Source organism: Verrucosispora sp. WMMD573 (assembly GCF_027497175.1).
GTDB lineage: Bacteria > Actinomycetota > Actinomycetes > Mycobacteriales > Micromonosporaceae > Micromonospora.
The window spans coordinates 2,224,575-2,245,979 of record NZ_CP114901.1 but is presented as its reverse complement, the minus strand read 5'-3'; the positions used below and the strand labels follow the sequence as shown (position 1 = coordinate 2,245,979).

Annotated in this window: 18 protein-coding genes; 3 read left to right on the top strand and 15 right to left on the bottom strand. The window is 70.2% G+C overall.

The window, feature by feature from the left end:
- Positions 1-10: 10 nt before the first annotated feature.
- The gene (locus tag O7601_RS10435; RefSeq protein ID WP_013731521.1) at positions 11-415 is read right to left on the bottom strand and encodes a roadblock/LC7 domain-containing protein; all 405 of its coding nucleotides are present in this window, start codon (positions 413-415) and stop codon (positions 11-13) included.
- Complete coding sequence (locus O7601_RS10430; RefSeq protein ID WP_281565972.1) at positions 412-3,897, bottom strand: nitrate- and nitrite sensing domain-containing protein; 3,486 nt, start codon at positions 3,895-3,897, stop codon at positions 412-414. Before O7601_RS10430 ends, O7601_RS10435 begins: the two co-directional genes overlap by 4 nt.
- Positions 3,898-4,357: 460 nt before the next feature.
- Between O7601_RS10430 and O7601_RS10425 the strand changes: the two genes are divergently transcribed.
- Positions 4,358-4,702, top strand: a complete 345-nt coding sequence (locus tag O7601_RS10425; RefSeq protein WP_281565971.1) for a hypothetical protein — start codon at positions 4,358-4,360, stop codon at positions 4,700-4,702.
- Between the two features lie 18 nt (positions 4,703-4,720).
- On the opposite strand, the gene O7601_RS10420 is transcribed toward O7601_RS10425, so the two are convergent.
- Positions 4,721-5,800 carry an adenosine deaminase gene (locus O7601_RS10420; protein ID WP_281565970.1) on the bottom strand — a complete coding sequence of 360 codons (1,080 nt, stop codon included), beginning with the start codon at positions 5,798-5,800 and terminating at the stop codon, positions 4,721-4,723.
- Between the two features lie 144 nt (positions 5,801-5,944).
- Between O7601_RS10420 and O7601_RS10415 the strand changes: the two genes are divergently transcribed.
- Positions 5,945-6,841: a putative RNA methyltransferase gene (locus O7601_RS10415; RefSeq protein WP_281565969.1), complete on the top strand. Its 897-nt coding sequence runs from the start codon at positions 5,945-5,947 to the stop codon at positions 6,839-6,841.
- Here the strand turns inward: O7601_RS10415 and O7601_RS10410 are convergent.
- The 9 genes from O7601_RS10410 to O7601_RS10370 form a co-directional block, all read right to left on the bottom strand.
- Entirely contained in the window at positions 6,838-7,518 is a 681-nt protein-coding gene (locus O7601_RS10410) for a DUF4272 domain-containing protein (RefSeq protein WP_281565968.1), read from the bottom strand. The genes O7601_RS10415 and O7601_RS10410 overlap by 4 nt on opposite strands.
- 106 nt (positions 7,519-7,624) lie before the next feature.
- Positions 7,625-8,905, bottom strand: coding sequence for a thymidine phosphorylase (locus O7601_RS10405; RefSeq protein WP_281565967.1), 1,281 nt, complete (start codon positions 8,903-8,905; stop codon positions 7,625-7,627).
- 232 nt (positions 8,906-9,137) lie between these two features.
- Positions 9,138-9,842: a cytidine deaminase gene (locus tag O7601_RS10400; RefSeq protein ID WP_281565966.1), complete on the bottom strand. Its 705-nt coding sequence runs from the start codon at positions 9,840-9,842 to the stop codon at positions 9,138-9,140.
- 234 nt (positions 9,843-10,076) lie between these two features.
- Positions 10,077-11,357: an ABC transporter permease gene (locus O7601_RS10395; protein ID WP_281565965.1), complete on the bottom strand. Its 1,281-nt coding sequence runs from the start codon at positions 11,355-11,357 to the stop codon at positions 10,077-10,079.
- 3 nt (positions 11,358-11,360) lie between these two features.
- Positions 11,361-12,686: an ABC transporter permease gene (locus O7601_RS10390; RefSeq protein ID WP_281565964.1), complete on the bottom strand. Its 1,326-nt coding sequence runs from the start codon at positions 12,684-12,686 to the stop codon at positions 11,361-11,363.
- Positions 12,687-12,762: 76 nt separating this feature from the next.
- Positions 12,763-14,400 (bottom strand): ABC transporter ATP-binding protein, encoded by a 1,638-nt coding sequence (locus tag O7601_RS10385; RefSeq protein WP_348650259.1) that lies wholly within the window; start codon positions 14,398-14,400, stop codon positions 12,763-12,765.
- A 253-nt stretch (positions 14,401-14,653) separates the two neighbouring features.
- Positions 14,654-15,718 carry a BMP family ABC transporter substrate-binding protein gene (locus O7601_RS10380; RefSeq protein WP_281566869.1) on the bottom strand — a complete coding sequence of 355 codons (1,065 nt, stop codon included), beginning with the start codon at positions 15,716-15,718 and terminating at the stop codon, positions 14,654-14,656.
- 276 nt (positions 15,719-15,994) lie between these two features.
- Positions 15,995-16,336 carry a hypothetical protein gene (locus O7601_RS10375; protein ID WP_281565962.1) on the bottom strand — a complete coding sequence of 114 codons (342 nt, stop codon included), beginning with the start codon at positions 16,334-16,336 and terminating at the stop codon, positions 15,995-15,997.
- Between the two features lie 18 nt (positions 16,337-16,354).
- Positions 16,355-17,326: a hypothetical protein gene (locus O7601_RS10370; RefSeq protein ID WP_281565961.1), complete on the bottom strand. Its 972-nt coding sequence runs from the start codon at positions 17,324-17,326 to the stop codon at positions 16,355-16,357.
- A 102-nt stretch (positions 17,327-17,428) separates the two neighbouring features.
- On the opposite strand from O7601_RS10370, the gene O7601_RS10365 reads away from it, so the two are divergent.
- Complete coding sequence (locus tag O7601_RS10365) at positions 17,429-18,025, top strand: TetR/AcrR family transcriptional regulator (protein WP_281565960.1); 597 nt, start codon at positions 17,429-17,431, stop codon at positions 18,023-18,025.
- A 58-nt stretch (positions 18,026-18,083) separates the two neighbouring features.
- On the opposite strand, the gene O7601_RS10360 is transcribed toward O7601_RS10365, so the two are convergent.
- The 3 genes from O7601_RS10360 to O7601_RS10350 all read right to left on the bottom strand — a co-directional run bounded on the left by O7601_RS10360 (position 18,084) and on the right by O7601_RS10350 (position 21,364).
- Positions 18,084-18,938: a sugar ABC transporter permease gene (locus O7601_RS10360; protein WP_348650245.1), complete on the bottom strand. Its 855-nt coding sequence runs from the start codon at positions 18,936-18,938 to the stop codon at positions 18,084-18,086.
- Positions 18,938-19,954, bottom strand: coding sequence for a sugar ABC transporter permease (locus O7601_RS10355; protein WP_281565959.1), 1,017 nt, complete (start codon positions 19,952-19,954; stop codon positions 18,938-18,940). Before O7601_RS10355 ends, O7601_RS10360 begins: the two co-directional genes overlap by 1 nt.
- A 105-nt stretch (positions 19,955-20,059) precedes the next feature.
- The gene (locus O7601_RS10350) at positions 20,060-21,364 is read right to left on the bottom strand and encodes an extracellular solute-binding protein (RefSeq protein WP_281565958.1); all 1,305 of its coding nucleotides are present in this window, start codon (positions 21,362-21,364) and stop codon (positions 20,060-20,062) included.
- Between the last annotated feature and the right edge of the window lie 41 nt (positions 21,365-21,405).

Sequence of the window (21,405 nt, the reverse complement as noted above, 5' to 3'; positions counted from 1 at the left end):
GGCGCGACGATCAGCCCATCATCCCCACAGCCGTACGCGGCTGCGGGGTCAGGGCGTCGCCCACCCGGTCAACGAGCAGGGCCATTTCGTAACCGACCTGTCCCACGTCGCAACTACGCGCGGCGAGTACCGCGAACGACGAGCCGTCGGAAATCGACATCAGGAACAGGAAGCCATTGTCCATCTCGACCACGGTCTGCAGCACGGCGCCTCCCTCGAAGCAACGGGCCGCGCCCTGGGTCAGGCTGACCAGGCCGGAGGCGATCGCCGCCAGCTGGTCCGCCCGGTCCCGGGGGAGGTCTCGGGACGACGCCAGGAGCAGGCCGTCCGCGGAGACGGCGACCGCATGCGCGACACCGGGTACCCGATCGGCGAAGTTGGCCAGCAGCCAACCGAGATCCTGCGTACTAGTCATCCTTCTTGCTCCTTCTGCCCGCTCCCGGCCACCGGGCCAGAGCCAGACTGCGAGGATTGCTGCCCGCCCGGAGTTCCGTCCGGGCCGGTCGGGTTGCTGTCCGAGGGGTGACTACGTCCCCGTTGGACACCCCGGTGGTAGGCGGAGAGCAGACCGCGTACCGATTCCGGGTTACGGCGCTGCACCGAGGTGGTGGGCTTCTCCACCGCCCCCGGCACGAGCTGTGCCATCGGCGTACGCTTCGGCAGCCCCGTCTCGGTGGTGCCGGCCGCCGGCGCCTGGCTGGCGGCACTGGCTGCCCGCCAACCGTCGTCGGCCGCGGTCCGCCAGATGTTCTCCTGCGTTGTCGGGCGATGCGAGGGCGCGTTGTCGGCAGCGTTGGGCCGGGGCCCGCCAGTCGCTGCCGCGCCGTGCCCGCCGGACGCGCCCGCCCCCGTCGGAGTCTTTGGTGCCATCGGTGCGTTACCTGTCGTCCCGGTCTGGGTCTGCTGCTGGGCCGGCCGATTGACGACGTCGACCGTGGAGAGCTGCTGGGTCGTCGCGGCGGCCGTGGCGGACTGGCGCGCGCCCGCCGACTCCTCCGGGCCCGGCCGACGGGTACGGAACCACGCCGACTCCAGCTCCCGGAAGATCGGCAGTTCCATCGTCTCGTCGGCGTACCGCTGCCGGTTCTGGGCCTGCGGTGGCGTGGGAGCGGTGGGCTGGCTCTGCGCGGAAGCGGGTCGCGCTGCCGGGGTCTGACGCTGCACCCGAGGCAGTTCGGTGGTCATGTCCAGGGCGGCGGCCAGCCGCTCGGGCACGGGCGGGGCGGCCGGTTCTCCGGCGACCGGCGGCCAGGCCGGGGGGACCGCGGGCGCACCCGCACCGGGCGCCGCCGAGACGGGCCGCTGCGGCAGCGGGCCGCCGGGCGGCGTCGAGACGGGTGAGCCGGAGACGGGCGAGGCCGACACGGGGTGACCGGAGACCGGGGCCGCCGAGACCGGCGGGGCCGAGTACGGCGTACCGGAGACCGGGGGCGACGACACCGGGGGCACCGGCGGAGCGGACACCGCCGGTGGGGCGTACGGGCCGGTCTCGGGGCTGCTCGGCAGCTGACGCGGGATGGCCGGTGGCTGACCGCTCGGCTCGTCGGTGGACCGGCGCTGCGGCAGCGGATCGATCGGGTGACCGTTCGAGGTGAGCGGCGCGAAGCCGTTGCCGTTGCCGTTGCTGGTGCCGCTGGCACCGGTCAGGTCCGACCAGGCGGGCAGGTTGCCGCCGCTGCCCACGGTGGTCGGCGTCCCGGAGCCGTTACGGCTGGCCGGGTCGAAGGGCCGACCGCCGAGAGTCACCTGGTTACCCGAGCTGCCCGGGGTGCGCGCGGCGGGCGGGGCCGGCGGGTGCGCGCCGTTGCCGAGCGCGGCCAGCGCACCGAACGCCGGGTTCGGCCCGGACGACGGGCCGGCGGCGGCCGACAGTGCGGGAGGCTGCTGCCCACGGCCGGACAGCGCCCGAGGCACCAGCACGGTGGGCGGCAGCGTGACCTCGGCGACGGTGCCCCGGTCGCCACCGGGGCGCAGCTCCACCTTGACGCCGTGCCGGGAGGCCAGGCGGGCGACCACGACCAGGCCCATCATCCGGGAGACGGCGACGTCCACCTGCGGTGGCGTGGCCAGTCGCTCGTTCAGCTCGGCCAGCTGCTCGCCGCTGATGCCGATGCCCCGGTCCTCGACGTACAACGAGGCACGGTCGCCGACCCGGCGGGCCTCCACCAGCACCTGGGAGTCGGGCGGCGAGAAGGCGGTCGCGTTGTCGAACAGCTCGGCGACGAGGTGGACGAGATCGTTGACCGCGTGCGCGGCGACCTCGATGTCCCGGTCGATCACCCCGAACTCGATCCGGGTGTAGTGCTCGACCTCGGACTGGGCGGCCCGCAGCACGTCGATCAGTGCGGCCGGCTCGCGCTGCACGCGGGTCGAGTCGGCACCGGCGAGAACCAGCAGGTTCTCGTCGTTGCGGCGCATTCGGGTGGCGAGGTGGTCCAGCTGGAACAGCTCCGCCAGCCGGTCCGGGTCCTCCTCGCCGCGTTCCAGCCGGTCGAGGTGGCCGATCAGCCGGTCGACCAGGATCTGCGACCGGCGGGCCAGGTTGACGAACATCGTCGCGACCGACGACCGCAGCGCGGCCTGCTCGGCCGCGGTGCGGACCGCCTCCAGGTGGACCGCGTTGAACGCCTCGGTCACCTGACCGAACTCGTCCTTGCTGCGTACCGGCAGCGGCTCGGCGATCTGGTTGGCCAGCTGCACCGGCGAGAGCTGCCCGGTGACCTGCGGGTCACGCAGTCGGGCCACGGCCTGGGGCAGCCCGTACTGGGCGATGGAGAGCGCACCCTGACGCAGCTCACGCAGCGAGCGGGCCATCGAACGGGCCACCAGGAACGCCAGGAAGATGGCCAGCAGCAGCATCGTGAGCAGCAGGCCGGTCTCCAGGAACACCGTGCGCTGCACCTCGGAGCGCAGCTCGCCGGCCTGCTCCACCACGTCGGAGTCGAACTTCGACTCGACCGAGCGGATCAGTTGGCCGTTGGCGACCAGCGCCTCGTCCCACTGCTGAGGGGTGAACGAGATGCCGGCGAGATTCTGCGAGTTGTCGGCGTTGACCTGGCTGATGTAGATCGTCGCCTGCCGGCGGTCACCGCCGCCGATGGTCTGGGCGTGGAACTCGGCCTCCGCCTCGGTGGCCACCGCGTCGAAACTCTGCTGCGCCTGCTGCTGACCGGTCTCGCTGGAGATGTAGTCGGTCCGCAGCGTCGAGCTCATGCCGCCCAGGATCAGCGCCCGGTGCACGACCACCCGGCGGACGGAGAGCCACTCCTTCTCCCGGGCCACCGCGGCCGCGGCCCGCATCCGGTCGCTCAGGTCGTTGTCACCGGCGAGCTGGCTGGCCGAGTCGCGAACGGTGAGCAGCTGGTTGATCAGCTCGTCGTAGGACTGGATCGCGTCGGTGATCCGGAACTTGCCGTTCAACACCTGGCTGCGGGCGCCGGGCAGGTCACCGAGGCCCTCATCGATCTGCTGGAGCAGCCCGTTCAGGCTGACGGGCAGGTCACTGAGGTCGGACCGCTGCTGCGAGTAGGGAGCCTTCTCCTGGTCCACCCGCGACGAGACCTCGTTGTAGCGGGTGGCCGCCGCCTCCTTCTGCGCGGCAGTGGCCTTCTCCGGGTCCTGGCCCAGCAGCAGGACCGCCGCGGTCCGCTCGTCCTGCAGTCCGTCCACCAGGCCACCGGAGTGACTGATGAGTTCGGCGAGGTCGCCGGCCCGGTTGGCGTCGTCGAGCGCGTCCAGGTGGTCGACCAGACCGCTGGTACCCACGACGACCGTGGCGATGGTCGGCACGATCATGATGAGACCGAGCTTGGACCAGATCGGCATGTCGCGGAGCCGACCTGCCGGCCGGCGTAGACGCGACAGGAGAGAACCTGCCGTCTTCGGCCGTTTGCTCACGTCACCGCCCTCGTGATTGCAGCGTCCGCGTTGCCCCCGGACAACGCCCAGCAGCCGACCCGGCGGGTCGGACCATCCGAGATTCCATCACGCCGCCACGGAAAGAGAAAGCCCAGGTTGGCCGCAGCCGGAGGTGTGATGAGATGTTGATGCAATTTGATCGCGGTCCGTCTGTTCGGAGTTACTTCTAGTAATGAGCAACCCGCACCGAGTCGTCCTCCTGGCCGGCCCTTCCGGCTCCGGAAAGTCGTATATAGCGCAACAAACCGGGCTGCCAGTGCTCTGTTTGGACGATTTCTACAAGGACGGTGATGACCCAACGTTACCGAGACGGAACGGTCAGATCGACTGGGAGTCGCCCGATTCGTGGGACGCTGCGGCAGCGGTGGAGGTTATTGACCAATTGGTCCGACACGGCCGGGCCGACGTGCCGGTGTATGCCATCAATGAGGATCGACGGGTGGCCACTCGGCGCTTCGAGCTGGCCACTTCGCCACTTTTCGTAGCCGAAGGGATCTTCGCCGCCGAGATCGTCGGGGAGTGCCGGCGACGCGGGCTTCTCGCCGGGGCGTACGCCCTGCGCCGGCCGCGCAGCGCGACCTTCCTCCGTCGGCTCGCCAGGGATCTCGCCGAGCAGCGCAAGGGCCCCCGGGTGCTGCTGCTGCGCGGCCTGGCACTACTGCGCGCGGAGCCGGCCGTGCTGCGTCGGCAGACCGGCCTCGGTGCGGAGGCCGCCCGCGGCCGGGACGTGCTGCGCCGGGTGGCCGGTCTGCTCGCCGCCGGTCACCCGCCCCGGATCGGCTGACCGCCGACCGGACGTCGGTCAGCCCAGCAGCTTCGCGTACGCCGGCTTGATCACCTCGTCGATGATCCGTAGCCGCTCGTCGAAGGGGATGAAGGCGGACTTCATCGCATTGATCGTGAACCACTGAAGCTCGCGCCAGCCGTAGCCGAACGCGTCGACCAGCAGCGCCATTTCCCGGGACATCGAGGTGCCGCTCATCAACCGGTTGTCGGTGTTGACGGTCACCCGGAAACGCAGATCCCGCAGCAGCCCGATCGGATGCTCCGCGATGGACGCGGCGGCACCGGTCTGCACGTTCGACGACGGGCACAACTCCAGCGGGATCCGCTTGTCCCGCACGTACGCGGCCAGCCGGCCGAGCTGGGCCTGCGGGCCGGGGGTGATGTCGTCAACGATGCGGACTCCGTGGCCGAGGCGGTCGGCACCGCACCACTGGATCGCCTGCCAGATGGAGGGCAGCCCGAACGCCTCACCGGCATGAATGGTGAAGTGGAAGTTCTCCCGCTGGAGGTATTCGAAGGCGTCCAGGTGCCGGGTGGGTGGAAAACCCGCCTCCGCACCGGCGATGTCGAAGCCCACCACACCACGGTCGCGGTGCCGTACGGCCAACTCGGCGATCTCCTGCGAACGAGCCGCGTGCCGCATCGCGGTGAGCAGCGTGCCCACCCGGATCGGCGTGCCGGCCTCGGCCGCGAGCGTGCTGCCCTCCACGAAGCCGGCCAGCACCGCCTCGACCACCTCGTCGAGGGTCAGGTCCTGCTCCAGGTGCTGCTCCGGGGCGAACCGGACCTCGGCGTAGACCACCCCGTCGGCGGCCAGGTCGAGGGCACACTCCCGGGCCACCCGACGCAGCGCGGGAGCGGTCTGCATCACGGCGACGGTGTGCGCGAAGGTCTCCAGGTAGCGCTCCAGGGAGCCTGAGTCGGCCGCCGCCACGAACCAGCGCCCCAGTTCCGCCGGGTCGGTGGTGGGCAGTTCATGACCGATTCCCGTGGCCAGGTCGACGATCGTCGCGGGGCGCAGGCCGCCGTCCAGGTGATCGTGCAACAACGCCTTCGGCGCCCTGACGATGTCCTCGTACCCGATATCCGTGCTCATCGCCCCTCGCCCCGCTCCCAGCCCATGCTTCCGACCCTAGTCCGCCCGTCCGGCCGGGTGCCCGCGCAGGGCGTGTGTCGAGGCCCTCCGTCGGCCAGGATGGCTCCGATGCCCGCCCTAGACTCGACGCGTGAGGCAGCCGTGATGCATTCCGACGTCGTGGCGCGGCTGCGGTGCCCCGTCTGCCAGGACCCGCTCGCCGAGGTCGTCACCGGTGGATCCCGGGCGTTGCGGTGCCCGCGCCGACACAGCTTCGACATCGCCCGGCAGGGCTACGTCAACCTGCTCACCGGCCGCGCCCCGCACAACGGTGACACCACCGAGATGGTCACCGCGCGGACGGACTTCCTGGCCGCCGGTCACTACGACGTCATTTCCGACGCCCTCGCCGCGGCCACCGACACCGCCCTCGCCGCCGTCCCCGACCCGGCTGTCCCCGGCGCGTACCCGCTGGTGGTGGAGGCGGGCGCGGGCACCGGCCGGCACCTCGCCGCGGTGCTGGCGGCCGTGCCCGCGGCCGTCGGCCTCGCGCTGGACATCTCCAAGCCGGCGCTGCGTCGGGCCGCCCGCGCCCACCCTCGGATCACCGCCGCGCTGGCCGACACCTGGCAGCGACTCCCGCTGGCGGACGCCTCGACGGCGCTGCTGCTGAACGTCTTCGCGCCCCGGAACGGTGCCGAGTTCCGCCGGGTACTCGCCCCGGGCGGGCGACTGCTGGTGGTGACCCCGGCCGCCGACCACCTCACCGAGCTGGTCTCCGCACTCGGCCTGCTGCGGGTCGACCCGGCCAAGGCGGACCGGGTGGCCGCCAGCCTGGCCGGGCACTTCACCGAGGAGTCGACGACCGTGCACCGGCAGGAGCTGACGCTCTCCGGCCCGGAGATCGCCACCCTGGTCGGCATGGGTCCGAGCGCCTGGCACACCGATCCGGCGGGGCTGGCCGCCCGGATCCGTACCCTCGGCGAGCCGGTCCCGGTGACCGTCGCGGTGCGGCTGGGAACGTACCGACTTCAGGGCGCGTCTCCCGGAGACCCGCGTTAGGTGGAGAGGTCGACCTCTTCCCAGCCCGGGGGCGCGTCGTGGTACGGCCCGCGCAGGATCACCGCCCACTCCAGCGCCCACCGCCGCTGACCTATCGCGTTGGCGTCCACCAGCCCCGGCAGGCTCCGGCCGGCGCGGCTCACCTCCAGGTACGACCAGTCCAAGCAGTAATGCAGGTCGAGCAGGGCAGCCGCATCCGCCGGATGCTGCGGCGCGGCCAGGATCCGGGACCGCCACTGCCGGAAGGTCTCCCCCTCGGCGATGTGCGGCAGCCGCTCCACCAGCCGGTCGTCGGCCGGCATGGTGGGGTCCAGTTGCTTGGTCAGGCCGAGCACCCAGGCCAGCGAGAACAGGGCGTCATGGTGCAGCACGAAGGAGCGGTGGTCGCCCTTGGCCCCGGTGACGAACTGGAACTCCGGCGGGGTGACCATCTCCACCAGGTGCGAGGCGAGCAGCCAACTCATCGCGGCCTGGGGCGGCATGCCGAAGCACCGGGCCAGGATCAGGTGCAGCACCGCGATCCGCGCCTCGATCTCCGCCGTCGGCCGCAGCTCGATGTCGTCGCCCGGCTCCCAGACCAGCGGAAACTGCGGCGGGGGCAACGGCAGCCGCAACCGGGACAGCTCGTCCAGGCTCGCCTCACGCACCTCGCGGGGGTCGGGGGCAGGCACGATCACGGCAACATCCCTGTCTGATCACGGTGTCTCGGCGCCGACGGTCCCCCCTGGCCTGCGAGAATAGCGGCCCTCACGCTCCGACACCATGCCCGGGACCAGGGTTTCGTCACTCGACGCGTTCGATCACCAGCGGCACCGCGGCGGGTGGCCGGGCGGCGACGGTCACCGCCGGGGCGGCCTCCGCCAACGCCGCCGGGATCAGCTCCGCCCGTTCGGCGCGCAGCTCGTAGAGGGGTTCCCCGACGCGTACCGGGTCGCCGGGGCGCTTGTGCAGCAGCACGCCGGCCGGCACGCTCACCGGATCCTCCTTGCGCGCCCGACCCGCACCGAGCCGCCACGCGGCCACCCCCATGGCGTACGCGTCGACCGCCGCTACGTGACCGTCCGTGTCGGCGCGGACCACCTCGACCTCGGGTGCCTCGGGCATCGGAGCGTCCGGGTCCCCGCCCTGCGCCCGGATCATCGACCGCCAGGCGTCCATCGCCCGCCCGTCGCGCAGAGCGGCGGCGGGGTCGGCATCGGGCAGCCCGGCCGCGTCGAGCATCTCCCGGGCCAGCGCCAGGGTCAGCTCCACCACGTCGGCCGGCCCGCCGCCGGCGAGCACCTCCACCGACTCGGTCACCTCGATGCCGTTGCCGATCGCCCGGCCGAGCGGGGTGGACATGTCGGTGAGCAGGGCTACGGTCTTCACCCCGTGGGCGCCGCCCAGCTCCACCATGGTCCGGGCCAGCTCCCGGGCGTCGTCGACCGACTTCATGAACGCGCCGGAGCCCACCTTCACGTCCAGCACCAGCGCGCCGGTTCCCTCGGCGATCTTCTTGCTCATGATGGAGCTGGCGATCAGCGGGATGGCCTCGACGGTGCCGGTGACGTCACGCAACGCGTACAGCTTGCGGTCGGCCGGGGCGAGCCCGGAGCCGGCCGCGCAGATCACCGCGCCGACGTCACGTAGTTGAGCGGTGAACTCCTCGTTGCTCAGCGCGGCCCGCCAGCCCGGGATCGACTCCAGCTTGTCCAGCGTGCCGCCGGTGTGGCCGAGACCGCGCCCGGACAGCTGCGGAACCGCGGCCCCGCACGCGGCGACCAGCGGGGTGAGCGGCAGCGTGATCTTGTCACCGACGCCACCGGTCGAGTGCTTGTCGACGGTCGGCCGGGTCACCGAGGACAGGTCGAGCCGTTCCCCACTGGCGATCATCGCGGCCGTCCAGCGGGCGATCTCCGGGCCGGTCATCCCGTTCAACAGGATCGCCATGGCCAGCGCCGACATCTGCTCGTCGGCGACCAACCCCCGGGTGTACGCGTCCACCACCCAGTCGATCTGCCCGTCCGACAACACCCCCCCGTCCCGCTTGGCCCGAATAACATCAACCGCCGCAAACCCACTCATCAGAAGATCTTTCCTTAGTCGTCCGGCATTACCGGATATGTGCACCGCATCGCCGAGGGACCACCGTGCCGTGGCAGTCGCACGACCGCTGACCACGACGGGCCGGGGCCTGCCGTACCCGGCGGAGGGATCAAGCCTGACCGCCCGGAGCCGGGTACGGCAGGCCCCCGGCCCCAACCGCAACCGCGGACGCACCGTCGACCCCGGCCTCAAGCGCAACCAAACGACAAGCTCAACCCCAGCGAACCGGAATCTCCGTAGGCGGCTCGCCCTCACCGGCCCAGAAGATCGTGCCGGACGCGTCGACCACCACCACCCGGGGTGTACGCGCCAACCCCCAGCCGATCGCCTCCGCCGGGTCGTCCCAGCTCGGCCCCTCCTCCAGCACCCCGGTCTCGGCACCCGCGTCGTCACCGGCCGAGCGCTCCCAGTAGGCCGTCCAGACCTGCTGGCCGTCCGACAGGTCGGGGTGCACGAAGACGGTGCCCCGGCCGCGCCAGGCGGCCAACCGGTCGGGCACCACCGGCACCGGCCGCTCCCCGGTGACCGCCTCGATGTCGGCCACGTCGAAGGCGTGCGGCAGCAGTTCGGCCATCCGCAGCGGGCCAGCCTTGGCCTCCACGAGGCACTCCGGCCCGCCCTGCTCCCAGAGCAACTGCCGGCAGCGCCCGCACGGCATCAGCGGCTCACCGGTGGCGTCGACGCAGGACAGCGCGACGATCCGGCCACCGCCGGTGGCGTGCAGCGAGGAGACCACCCCGCACTCGGCGCACAGCGTCACGCCGTACGCGGCGTTCTCGACGTTGCAGCCGACCACGACCCGGCCGTCGTCGACAAGTGCCGCGGCACCGACCGGAAACTTCGAGTACGGCACGTACGCGTGCCGCATCACCTCGGTGGCGGCTGCCCGCAGCCGCTCCCAGTCGATCTCACTCATCCCGACATTCTGCCGCATACCCGCTGACCAGCTTCAACGCGCCACCACCCACGCCAGCGCCACCGACCCCACAACGCCCCAGAACTTCGAGCCCCCGTCTCACCACGCTCCCGAGAACCGCACAGTTTCCGGGATACTGCTGCCTCAGCCCCGGCCGAGGCAGCAGTATCAGGGAAGTTGCGTGGATCATGGACGTCGGCATTCGACGACCTCGTCGAGGGGTGAGAGCACGGGTCAGCCCTTGATGTACGGCTTGCCGTCGGCGGCCGGTGCCCGTACCCGACCGACCAGCCCGGCCACGGCCAGGATCGTCGCCAGGTAGGGCAGCATGGCCAGGAACTGGCCCGGGATCACGCTGTTGATCGCGCCGAGGTAGGTGGCCAACTGGTCGGCGAACCCGAAGAAGAGCGCGGCGAGGAGCGCACCCGTGGGGCTCCACCGCCCGAAGATCAGTGCGGCCAGGGCGATGAAGCCCTTGCCACCGATCATGTTCTTGGTGAACGAGAAGAGGGCCAGCGTGTAGGAGGCCCCGCCGATGCCGGCGACCGCCCCAGCCATGATCACATTTCGGTAGCGCAGTCCGAGCACCCGTACGCCCAGGGTGTCGGCCGCCGTCGGGTGTTCACCTACCGACCGGGTCCGCAGGCCCCACCGGGTCCGGAACAGCGCGATGTGGATCACGAGCACCAGGAGCAGGGCGAGGTAGAGGAAGATGTTGCCCCGGAACAGCGCCGGCCCGAGCAGGGGGATGTCCGACAGCAGCGGGATCTCCCAGTTGCTGAACCGCGGTGCGCTGTTGTACCGGGCGGCGTCGGTCTGCATCAGCCGCTCGTAAAGGAAGCCGGTGATGCCGACGGCCAGCAGGTTCAGCACGATGCCCATGACCACCTGGTCGACCAGGTAACGAATGCTGAACACGGCCAACAGCAGCGAGATGAGCGAGCCGCCGATGGCCGCGGCGACGAGTCCCACCCAGACGCTGCCGGAGATGCTGCCGAACAGCGCGCCGCTGAAGGCACCCATCAGCAGCTGCCCCTCGATGGCGACGTTGACCACGCCGGAGCGCTCACAGAGCACGCCGGCCAGTGAGCCGAAGATCAGCGGCAGGGCGAGCAGGAAGGTGCCCCGCACGATGTTGACAAGCGGCATGAAGTTCTGCCCGGTCGGTGCGGCGGAGACCTGCCAGCACAGGAACGACAGCACGAAGGCGACCAGGCCGACGGCGAGCACCGGGACGAACCACCGCTTCGGCAGCCCGGCGAGCATCGAGCCGCCAGCGGCGAGCGCGATCAGGCCGAAGATGACCGCACCGACGGTGCCGTCGACCTTCAGCGCGGCGCCGGCAGCATCCTCGCTGAGCGTGAAGCGGGCCGGCTCGCCGGTGGCGAGCGCGCCGAACAGCACGGTGGCCAGCAGCCCGAGAGCCACCAGCACCAGGCCGACCTTGCGGTTACGGGTCCAGAAGCCCTCGTTTACCGACGCGAGCGCGACGTCGGGAACAGCCGTGGTGGACATGCCTCACCAGCCCTTCGCGAGGCTCGTCTGCAACCGGGCGGCCCGCGCGGCCCGGAGCTGGAAGATCGCCTTCACCAGTGCCGGCGCGGCGATGAAGATGACGATCAGGGCCTGGAGCACGGTGACCAACTCCAGCGAAATCCCTGAGTACGACTGCATCCGGTTGCCGCCGGCCTGCAACGCGCCGAACAGCAGCGCGGCCAGCGCCACACCCCACGGTTTCACCCGACCGAGCAGGGCGACCAGGATGCCGTCGAACCCGATCTGGGCGACCACCAGGGGAGTCAGGGCCGCCGCGGTGGTGCCGAGCACCATCTGCGAGCCGCCGAGTCCGGCCAGCGCCCCGGCAAAGACCATGATCAGGACGTACGTCCGGGTGACGCTGATGCCGGCGGTGCGGGCGGCGTCCGGGTTGGCGCCCACCGCGCGCAGCTCGAAGCCGAGCGTGGAGCGGTTGAGCAACCAGGCGACCGCCCAGGTGGCCAGCACGGCCAGGATGATGCCGGCGTGGGCGCGCAGCCCGTCACCGAAGAGTCGCGGCAGTTGCGCGGAGGCGTCCACCGGCCGGCTGATCGCGTCGGTACGGTTCGGGTCCTGCACCCCGCTCTGCACGATCAGCCAGGTGAGGAAGTAGACAGCGATGTAGTTGAGCATGATCGTGTTGATCACCTCGTGGGCGCCGGTCCGCGCCTTGAGGATGCCCGGGATGAACCCCCAGATGGCCCCACCGAGCGCGCCGGCCAGGACGGCGACCAGCAGGTGCAGCCCGGGCGGCAGCGGCAGCAGGAAGCCGGCCAGCGCGGCCAGGATGACGCCCATCGTCGCCTGCCCCTGCGCGCCGATGTTGAACAGGCCGCCGCGGAAGGCCAGCGCCACCGACAGACCGGTGAAGACCAGCGGCGCGGTGTAGGTGAGCGTCTCCGAGATGGGGCTCAACGCCGCGTTGACGCTGCTCGCGGCCGGGTCGAAGACCGAGCCCTTGAACAGGTTCGCGTACGCCTCACTGACCAGGGTCCAACTGGCGTTTATCGCGTCCGACGGGCGGGCGGTGATGTAGCCGTAGGTGGCCAGCACCTCCTGATCGGAAATGATCATCAGGACGGCACCGACGACCATCGCCAGGACCAGCGACAGCAGGGTCACCGTGAAGGTGTTGGCGGCCCACAGGTTCTCCAGGAAGAGCCGCCCCAGCGTGGGGCGCTGGCCGGACTCACCGGGTGTGGTGGCCGCCTCGGCGCGTTCGGTGTTGCCGAGCGCGGTGTGGGTGGCCTGGTCCTCGGTCGCCGGTTCCTTGTCCGGGGAACTCGGCTGGGAATTGCGCTCGCTCATGCCGGCCCTTCGCTGCGCTGCGGGCCGTCATGAGGCTCCGGGACGCTGGGTTGGTGATTCGCTCGCTGGCGCTCGCTCATGCCTTCTCGTCCTTGCTACCTGGACCCTCGGGGGCAGGTGTCACGCCGTCGGTGGTGGCGGCCACGTCCCGGTCGGTGGTCGCCGGGATGCCCGCGTCGGACACGGCGTCCGCGTCGGTGGTGGCCGCCACGTCCGGGTCGGTGGTCGCGATCGGCGCGGATCCGTCCGCCGGCGAGCCACCCGTGGCGTCCGGGGTGATGCCGGCCATCAGCAGGCCGATCTCCTCGCGGGGGGTATCCGGGCCGACCACGCCGATGATCCGCCCGCGATACATCACCGCGATCCGGTCGGCCAGCCCGATCACCTCGTCGAGTTCACTGGAGACCACCAGCACGGCGGTGCCGGCGTCACGCTCACGGACGACCCGGCTGTGGATGAACTCGATCGAGCCGACGTCCACCCCTCGGGTCGGCTGGGCGGCGATGAACAGCGTCAGCTGCCGGGCGAGTTCCCGGGCCACGATCACCTTCTGCTGGTTACCGCCGGAAAGGGTGCCGACCGGCGCATCGGCCGACGAGGTACGTACGTCGAACTGCTCGATTCGTTCCCGGGCCGACCTGTTGATCTCGTCCGGCCGCAGCGACAGGCCCCGGCCGAAGGGCGGCTGGTCGTACATGTCCAGCACCAGGTTCTCGGCGACGGTGAACTCCTTGACCAGGCCGTCGACGCTGCGATCCTCCGGTACATACCCGACGCCCGCCCGGAGCACCTTCTTGGTCGACCAGCCGTCGATCCGCTGCCCGTCCAGGGTGATCGTGCCGGCGAGCACTGGGCGCAATCCCATGATCGCTTCGATCAGCTCGGTCTGTCCGTTGCCCTGCACTCCCGCGACGCCGAGCACCTCGCCCGCGCGTACGGTCAGGTCGACTCCGTCCACCGCGCGGACCTGGCGGTCGTCGTCGACGACCAGGCCGGACAACTCCAGGACGGGCCCGCCGGGGGTGGCCGGGGTCTTGTCCACGGTGAGCCGGACGGTTCGGCCGACCATCAGCGCGGCCAACTCGTCCCGGCTCGCCTCGGGCGACGCCGTACCTACAGTTTTCCCGCGCCGGATCACCGTGATCCGGTCGGCGATCGCCTTGACCTCGCCGAGCTTGTGGGTGATGAAGACGATCGACTTGCCGGCGGCCTTGAGCGACCGCATCACGGTGAGCAGTTCCTCGGTTTCCTGAGGGGTGAGCACGGCGGTGGGCTCGTCCAGGATGAGCAGGTCGACGTCCCGGGTGAGCGCCTTGACGATCTCCACCCGCTGCTGGACGCCGACCGGCAGGTCCTCGATCACCGCGTCCGGGTCGACCCGCAGGTTGTACCGCTCGGAAACCTCGGCGACCTCGCGCCGGGCGCGACGCCGGTCCAGGAAGCCGGCGATGCCGCCGCGCACCTGCTCCGCGCCGAGCATGATGTTCTCGGTGACGGTGAAGACGGGCACCAGCATGAAGTGCTGGTGCACCATGCCGATGCCGGCCGCGATCGCGTCGGAGGGGCCGCGCAGCCTCAGCGGCTTGCCGTCGACCAGGATCTCGCCCTCGTCGGGCTGGTAGAGCCCGTACAACACGTTCATCAGGGTGGACTTGCCCGCGCCGTTCTCGCCGAGCAGGGCGTGGATCTCTCCAGGCTCCACCGTCAGGTCGATGTGGTCGTTGGCGACCAGATCACCGAACCGCTTGGTGATGCCGCGCAGTTCGAGTCTCAGCGCAACCTCCTGGAGTGCGAAGCGATGGTGCAGCGTAGCTGCTGGCGGGCGGGCCCGGCGTCGGCCGGACCGGTGGCGCGGATCGGCCGCTGCGGCACGGCGGGTCTCCCCGCGCCGCAGCGGCCGGATCAGGTGTGGCTCTGCTCGCCGGCCGCCTCCGGTGATCGTCTCACCGGGGGCGGCCGGCGACGGGTCACTTCGGCTGGGCGGCCGACTCGACCTTGACGGTGCCGGCGGCGATGTCCGCCTTGAGCTTGTCGACCTCGGCCTTCAGCTCGGCCGGGACCTTGCTGTCGAACTCGTGGTACGGGGCGATCGAGACGCCGTCGTTGGCCAGGGTGCCGATGAAGCCCGGGTCCGCCTGGAGCTGCTCGCCACCGGCGGCCTTGAGCACGGCCTCCTTGACCGCGCCCGGGATGTTCTTCACCACGGTGGTGATGATCGCCGGGCAGTTCGGGGTGCTCTCGCAGCCGTCGACGTCCACCCAGATGGTGTTGTACTTGCCACCCGAGGCCTGGGCCGCACCGGTGGTGCCGAGGCCGGCGCCGCCGGCCACCGGCATGATGATGTCCGCGCCCTGAGCGACAAGCGCGTCGCTGACCTTCTTGCCCTCGTCCTGCTTGACGAAGTCGTTGGTGAAGGAGCCGTTCTGGGTCTCCTTGTTCCACCCGAGAACCTGGACGTCCTTGCCCTTGGCCTCGTTGTAGTAGGCGACCCCGTCGGCGTAGCCGTCCATGAAGATGGTCACCGGCGGGATCTTCAGACCGCCGTAGGTGCCCACCTTGCCGCTTTCGCTCATGCCGGCGGCGACGTAGCCGCCCAGGAAGGCAGCCTGGGCGGTGTCGAACTGCATCGGGTAGACATTTGCCACCCCAGGGTCGGCGTCGACGATGCCGAACTGCTGGTCCGGGTTCGCCTCGGCGATCTTCTTGGTGGCCTCGCCCATCAGGCCACCAACCGCCAGGATGAAGTCGCAGTCCTGGTTGACGTACTGGGTGAGGTTCGGCTCGTAGTCCGCCTCGGCCTTGGAAGCGACGTACTTGATGTCGATGTTGTCGTTCTCCGCCTTGGCGTCCTCCAGGCCCTTCCAGGCGGAGGCGTTGAACGACTTGTCGTCGATGCCGCCGACGTCGGTGACCATACAGGCGGTGTACGCCTCGCCGCCGGAGCCGGCGTTGTTGTCCTCATCCGGGGCCTCGCCACAAGCGGCGGCGCTCAGTACGAGCCCACCCGCCGCGATGATCGAGGCGATCCGCATCCCACGCACCGAGCGCAAGACGTCTCCTTCCCATTGCACACCGCGGGGTACGCGGTGGCAGCCCTTGAGCCGGCCTGCGCCTTGCCGCCGGCGTCCCACGTTACGGGAGCAGAGCGTACGCCCGCGCCCACCTGCCGACCGACAATCGTGCAGGACTGTTGGAGCCCTGTTACCCCTACGTAATGCTTGGGTGGGGCACATCACTCAGGGTGCCGGCAGGCGGGCGCTCTCGCTCCGGAAAAGCCCCTTTTTCCCGGTAGGGCCGGTGGTCGCCGGCTATCGCCAGAAGACCGCCACGGCCGCGTTGACCAGGGTCAATCCCACGATGGCGAGGAAGTGCCCCCGGTTGACCTCGGACCGCTTGCGGGAGAAGAAGACCATTACGAAGATCAACAGGGCGAGCACCAGCTTTGTCACAAGCTTCGCGGGTGCCGGCTCGTCGCCGTCGCGCAGCGGCGCGCTCAGGCCGATGCCGGTCAGCAGCTGGATCACCGAACCCCACAGCATGGCGGCGTTGATCCGGATCTTGCCAGTGAGATATTGGGCGATCGCGCCGCCGAGCAGCAACGCGAAGCCGATCAGATGGACGTAGAGGAGGATGAGTCGAAGTGCTTCCACCCGACCCATCCTGCCCTATCAACGACCGATCGTAGTAGAGGCATCTCGGCGGATCCGGGAGGCCACCAGCACCAGCGCGAGCCCGACCACCGCGTAGCCGGCCAGCACGGCGATCGGGCGACCAGCGCCGGCGCCGTCGAAGAACGCGACCGAGCGCAGCAGCGTGCCGCCGGCACCCACCGGTAACCACTGGCCGAACGCGCCCCACGGCTGCGGCAGCAGTTCCGGCGCGGCGCCGACCGCGGAGAGCGGGTTGCCGACCAGGAAGACCAGCAGCGCGCCCAGCCCGATGCCGGGCCGTCCGAGGAGAGCGCCGAGGCCGGCCACGATGGCCGACGCGGCCAGCGCGAACAGGCCGATGGCGGCGCCTTCGGCGAGCCGATCCCCGGCGATGACGCCCAGCCAGCCGTGCAGGACCAGCACGCCCACCAGACCCGCCAGTACCCCGGTCGCAGTCAGCCCGACCAGCCGGGCCCAGCCACCGGCGACCAGCAGGACGAGCAACGCACCGGCGAGCAGGCTCGTCATCGCCAGGGGCAGGAAGCCGGCGGCGAACCCGGCCCCCCGAGGATCGTCGGAGGTGGTCGGCACCACGTCGACGACGGCCACCGGCCGTCCTCCGCCCAACTGGCTGGCCGCCTCGGCGAGCATGGCGGCAACCGTGGGACTGGCGGCCGACGCGGTGTGCAGGGCGACCCCGTCGGCCCCGAGCACGAACGCGCCGTAGACCTCCCGGTCGCGCAACGCCCGGTCTGCCGCTTCCGCGTCGGGCAGCGTGGTCACCGCGAAGGCGCCGGGACGCGCGGCGGCGAGCCGCCCGGCCGTCTCGGCCACGGCGGGTGCCGGGCCGGCGACGGCGACCGGCAGGTCGCGCGGGGCCAGGTTCGTCGCCGGAGCCGCGAACAGGGGTACGAGCAGCGCCTGCCCGGTGACCGCGAGGGCGGCGACGAGGACGGCGAGCAGCAGGGGTGACCGGTTCCTGGTCGACATCGTTTCACTCTCCCAAAACGAATGCTCGTTCTTTATAGGATCCAGGCTCCTCCCGGTCATCGATTCCTGTCAAGAACGAACGCTCGTTCTAAGATGTAACCCGTGCCACGTGTCTCGGAGGAACACCTCGCCGCCCGCCGCCGCCAGATCGTCGACGCGGCTCGCCGCTGCTTCCTGCGTGAGGGCTTCCACCGCACGACGATGCAGGACGTGATCGCCGAGGCAGGGCTCTCGGTCGGCGCGGTCTACCGCTACTTCCCGAGCAAGGCGTCCCTGATCAGCGCCATCGCCGAGGAGACCATCGGCGGTGCCGAACAGGTCCTCGACGAGTTGGCCCGGCAGGATCCGCCGCTGCCGCTGGACAAGGCGCTGGAGTACGCGCTGGCATACATGGCGGACCAGGCCGGCGACGACGGAGTGCTGCGGATCGCGATCCAGGTGTGGGGCGAGGCCCAACGGGACCCGGCGCTTGGTGAGTTCGCGGCGACCAGGTACACCAAACTTCGCGGTTACTTCGAGGTGCTGGTCGCAAGGGCCCAGGAAGCTGGCGAGCTACCCGCCGACGCCGACCCGGCGGCCGTGGCCGCGGCCCTGTTCGGCCTGTTGCCGGGCTGGTTCCTGCAACGCATCATCACCGGCGGCCCGGACGTGGCGACCTACCTCTCCGGCGTGCGCGTCCTGTTCGGCCGGCGGCGCTGACCACCAGCGTCGGCGCCGGGTGGGCGCAGCTGACTGCGCCCACCCGCACTCCAACCGATCAGCCCTTCGTGCCGCCGGCGGTCAGGCCGGAGACCAGGTGCTTCTGGGCGAAGAAGAAGACCAGTCCGGCCGGCAGGGTGACCAGCACGGCCGCGGCGGTCAGGTACTCCCACTGCGGATTGAACTGCGGCACGAACTGCTGGAGCCCGTACGCGAGGGTGAACTTGTTGTCGGTCTGGATGAACGCCGACGCGTACGCCACCTCACCCCACGCGGTGAGGAAGGTGTAGAACGCGGTGACCGCCACGGCCGGACGGGCCAGTGGCAGCACCACCCGCCAGAACGTGGCGAACGGGCCGCACCCGTCCAGCGCCGCCGCCTCGTCCAGCGAGGTCGGGATGGAGTCGAAGTAGCCCTTCAACATCCAGGCGCAGAACGGCACCGCGATGGTCAGGTACGCGATGATCAGCGCGGGCATCGTGTTGATCAGCCCCAACCGGGCCATGATCGTGTAAATCGGCACGATCAGGATGGCCACCGGAAACATCTGGGTGACCAGGAAGACCATCATCAGCGGCCGACGGCCCGGGAAGTTGAACCGGGACACGGCGTACCCGGTGGTGGCCGACAGGAAGATGCCGATGCCCATGGTGAAGGCCGCGACGACCACCGAGTTCAGGAACCATCTGGGAAAGTTCGTCTCGGTCAACACGTAGCTGTAGTTGGCCAGGGTGGTGTCCCGGAAGAGAGTCAGCTCGCTGCTCTGGATCGCGTACCCGGGCTTCAGCGAGGAGAGCAGCACCCAGACTATCGGGCCGATCGCGATCAACGAGGCCAGGACCAGGGCGCCGTGCAGCAGGACGGAACGGGCCGGGCTGCGCCCGCCGCGTCCGGGCCGTCTCACCCGACTCATCACCACACCTCGCCTTGCTTGCGCAGCGCCCGCCGGTAGAACACCGAGAACACCAGCAGGATGGACAGGATCAGTACGCCGTAGGTCGAGGCCAGCGAGTAGTTACGGATGCCCTCGAAGGCGGCCCGGTAGGCGCCGGTCACCAGGATCTCGCTCTGCCCGGCCGGCTGTCCCTCGGTCACCAGGAAGATGATCGGGAACATGTTGAACGTCCAGATGGTGCCGAGCAGGATCACGGTCATGCTGACCGGCCGCAGGCCGGGCAGGGTGATGTTCTTGAACCGCTGCCAGGCGGAGGCACCGTCGATCTCGGCCGCCTCATACAGCTCCGACGGGATGGTCTGCATGCCGCCGAGCAGCGCCACCATCATGAACGGCACGCCGAGCCAGATGTTTGTGACGATGGCGGTGAGCAGCGCCGTCCACCGGTCGGCGAACCAGGAAACCGGGTCGATGCCGACCGCGGAGAGCAGGGCGTTGGCCAGGCCGAAACGCTCGTTGAAGATGAACTTCCAGGCGAACGCGCTGACGAAGGCCGGCACCGCCCAGGGCAGCACGAGCAGCACCCGGTAGAGACCACGGAACCGCATCGGGCGGTTGAGCATGGTGGCCAGGCCGAGGCCGAGACCGAAATGGAAGGCCACGCAGACGAAGGTCCAGATCAGCGTGGTGCCGGTCCACTGCCAGAACTCGCCCACCTCGCCGGTGAGCACCCGGACGTAGTTGTCCAGCCCGACGAACTCCCACTTGTTCGGGTTGTCGGCGCAGACCTCGCTTCCGGTGATCGACTTGGTGCAGATCTCGGCGACCTGATTGGCCTCGTTCAGGTTGGTGAAGGACAGCCAGATCCCGCGGAACAGCGGGTAGAAGATCAGAACCGCCAGGACGATGACGACGGGCAGCACCATCGCCCAGGCGTACCAGTGCTTCTCCCAGCTGCGGCGCAGCCGGGAGGGACGAGCGGATCGGCCGGACGGCGCCGCGGGAGGCGCCGGATCGGCTGTCACGGTGGTCATCAGCTGCGCTCCATGAGGGGAGGTCCGGCAGGGCCACGCGACCGGGGACGGTCACGCGACCCTGCCGGGTGCCGAGTGGTCACCGGCGGGGAGCCGGCGGTGAGATCACTTCTCGTAGGAGGGGACGACCTCGGCCTTGTACTTGTCGGCGACGGTGTCCAACGCGGCCTTCGGGTCCTTGTTCTGGATCAGAACCTCGGTGGCCATCTGGTCGAGCGGGCCGAAGAACTGACCGGCCTCGGGAATCCAGGGACGGCCCACCCCGGCCTCCACGACCGGCTGGAACGCGGCCACGGTCGCGTTGTCCTTGACCGCGTCGAGGTCGTACGCCGAGGTACGGGTCGGCAGCAGGCCCAGCTTCTCCGAGAGGAACGCCTGCGACTCGGCAGAGCTCATGAACTTGACGAACGCGACGGCGGCGTCGACCTTCTCCTGCGGCATGCCCGACCAGATCACGTAGTTGTGGCCGCCGACCGGGCCACCGGCCTTGACCGAGCCGCCCGGTACCGGTGCGATGCCCAGGTTCTCCAGGCCGCCGAAGCCCGGCGCCTGCTGGACGTTGTTGACCTCCCACGGGCCGTTGATGATCATGGCGACCTTCTTCTCCTTGAAGAGGGTCATCATGGTGCCGTAGGCGTCGTTGGCGGACGGCTTGGCGGCCGCACCGCTGTCGATGAGGTCCTTGGCGATCGCCAGTCCGGCCGCGTTCTGCTCCGAGTTGATGACGATCTTCTTGTTCGCGGTGTCGACCAGGTCGCCGCCCTCGCCGTACATGAAGGGCAGCAGGAAGTAGCCGGCCGGGTTGATGTAGACACCCTCGGCGTCGGTCTTCTCCTTGATGGTCTGCGCCGCGGTCTTCAGCTCGGCCCAGGTCTTCGGGGGCGCACTGATGCCGGCCTCGCTCAGCAGCTCCTTGTTGTACATCAGCGCCAGGCTGTCGGTGACCTGGGGAACGCCGTAGGTCTTGCCGTCGAACTTGTTGGAGGCGAGCGGGGTCTCCAGGAAGTCGGACTCGTCGGCGAGCAGCTCGGAGCCGTCCAGCGCGTACAGGTAGCCCAGCGAAGCGAACTCGGGCACCCAGGCGACCTCGGCCCGCAGGATGTCCGGGGCGCCGGTCTTGGCCTGGGCGGCGGTCTTGAACTTGTTCTGCGCCTCACCGAACGGGACCGACTGGTAGTTGATCTTCACGTTCGGGTAGGTCTGGTTGAACTTGGCGATCAGCTCCTGGAACGCCGGGCCCTCGTTCTTCGGATCCGAGGTGTCCCACCAGGTCAGTTCTGCGGTGAGGGAAGCGGGGTCGACCGCCGGCTGCTCCCCGGCCGCCTTGTCGTCCTCCCCGCCGCATGCGGCGACGGAAAGGGCGAGAGTGGCAGCGGCGAGTACGGCGATTCCCCTGGCTGTGCGGCGCATGTTCGCTCCTAGATTGCCTGCCGGGTAACGGCGGGGACAGT

What these genes read in the sequence shown, in the direction of transcription:
- O7601_RS10350 (WP_281565958.1), bottom strand. Translation starts at nt 21,364, where the DNA reads ATGCGCCGCACAGCCAGGGGAATCGCCGTACTCGCCGCTGCCACTCTC.
- O7601_RS10400 (WP_281565966.1), bottom strand. Translation starts at nt 9,842, where the DNA reads ATGAGTGAGATCGACTGGGAGCGGCTGCGGGCAGCCGCCACCGAGGTG.
- O7601_RS10355 (WP_281565959.1), bottom strand. Translation starts at nt 19,954, where the DNA reads ATGACCACCGTGACAGCCGATCCGGCGCCTCCCGCGGCGCCGTCCGGC.
- O7601_RS10370 (WP_281565961.1), bottom strand. Translation starts at nt 17,326, where the DNA reads ATGTCGACCAGGAACCGGTCACCCCTGCTGCTCGCCGTCCTCGTCGCC.
- O7601_RS10380 (WP_281566869.1), bottom strand. Translation starts at nt 15,718, where the DNA reads ATGCGGATCGCCTCGATCATCGCGGCGGGTGGGCTCGTACTGAGCGCC.
- O7601_RS10420 (WP_281565970.1), bottom strand. Translation starts at nt 5,800, where the DNA reads ATGAGCACGGATATCGGGTACGAGGACATCGTCAGGGCGCCGAAGGCG.
- O7601_RS10435 (WP_013731521.1), bottom strand. Translation starts at nt 415, where the DNA reads ATGACTAGTACGCAGGATCTCGGTTGGCTGCTGGCCAACTTCGCCGAT.
- O7601_RS10395 (WP_281565965.1), bottom strand. Translation starts at nt 11,357, where the DNA reads ATGTCCACCACGGCTGTTCCCGACGTCGCGCTCGCGTCGGTAAACGAG.
- O7601_RS10390 (WP_281565964.1), bottom strand. Translation starts at nt 12,686, where the DNA reads ATGAGCGAGCGCAATTCCCAGCCGAGTTCCCCGGACAAGGAACCGGCG.
- O7601_RS10405 (WP_281565967.1), bottom strand. Translation starts at nt 8,905, where the DNA reads ATGAGTGGGTTTGCGGCGGTTGATGTTATTCGGGCCAAGCGGGACGGG.
- O7601_RS10360 (WP_348650245.1), bottom strand. Translation starts at nt 18,938, where the DNA reads ATGAGTCGGGTGAGACGGCCCGGACGCGGCGGGCGCAGCCCGGCCCGT.
- O7601_RS10415 (WP_281565969.1), top strand. Translation starts at nt 5,945, where the DNA reads ATGCATTCCGACGTCGTGGCGCGGCTGCGGTGCCCCGTCTGCCAGGAC.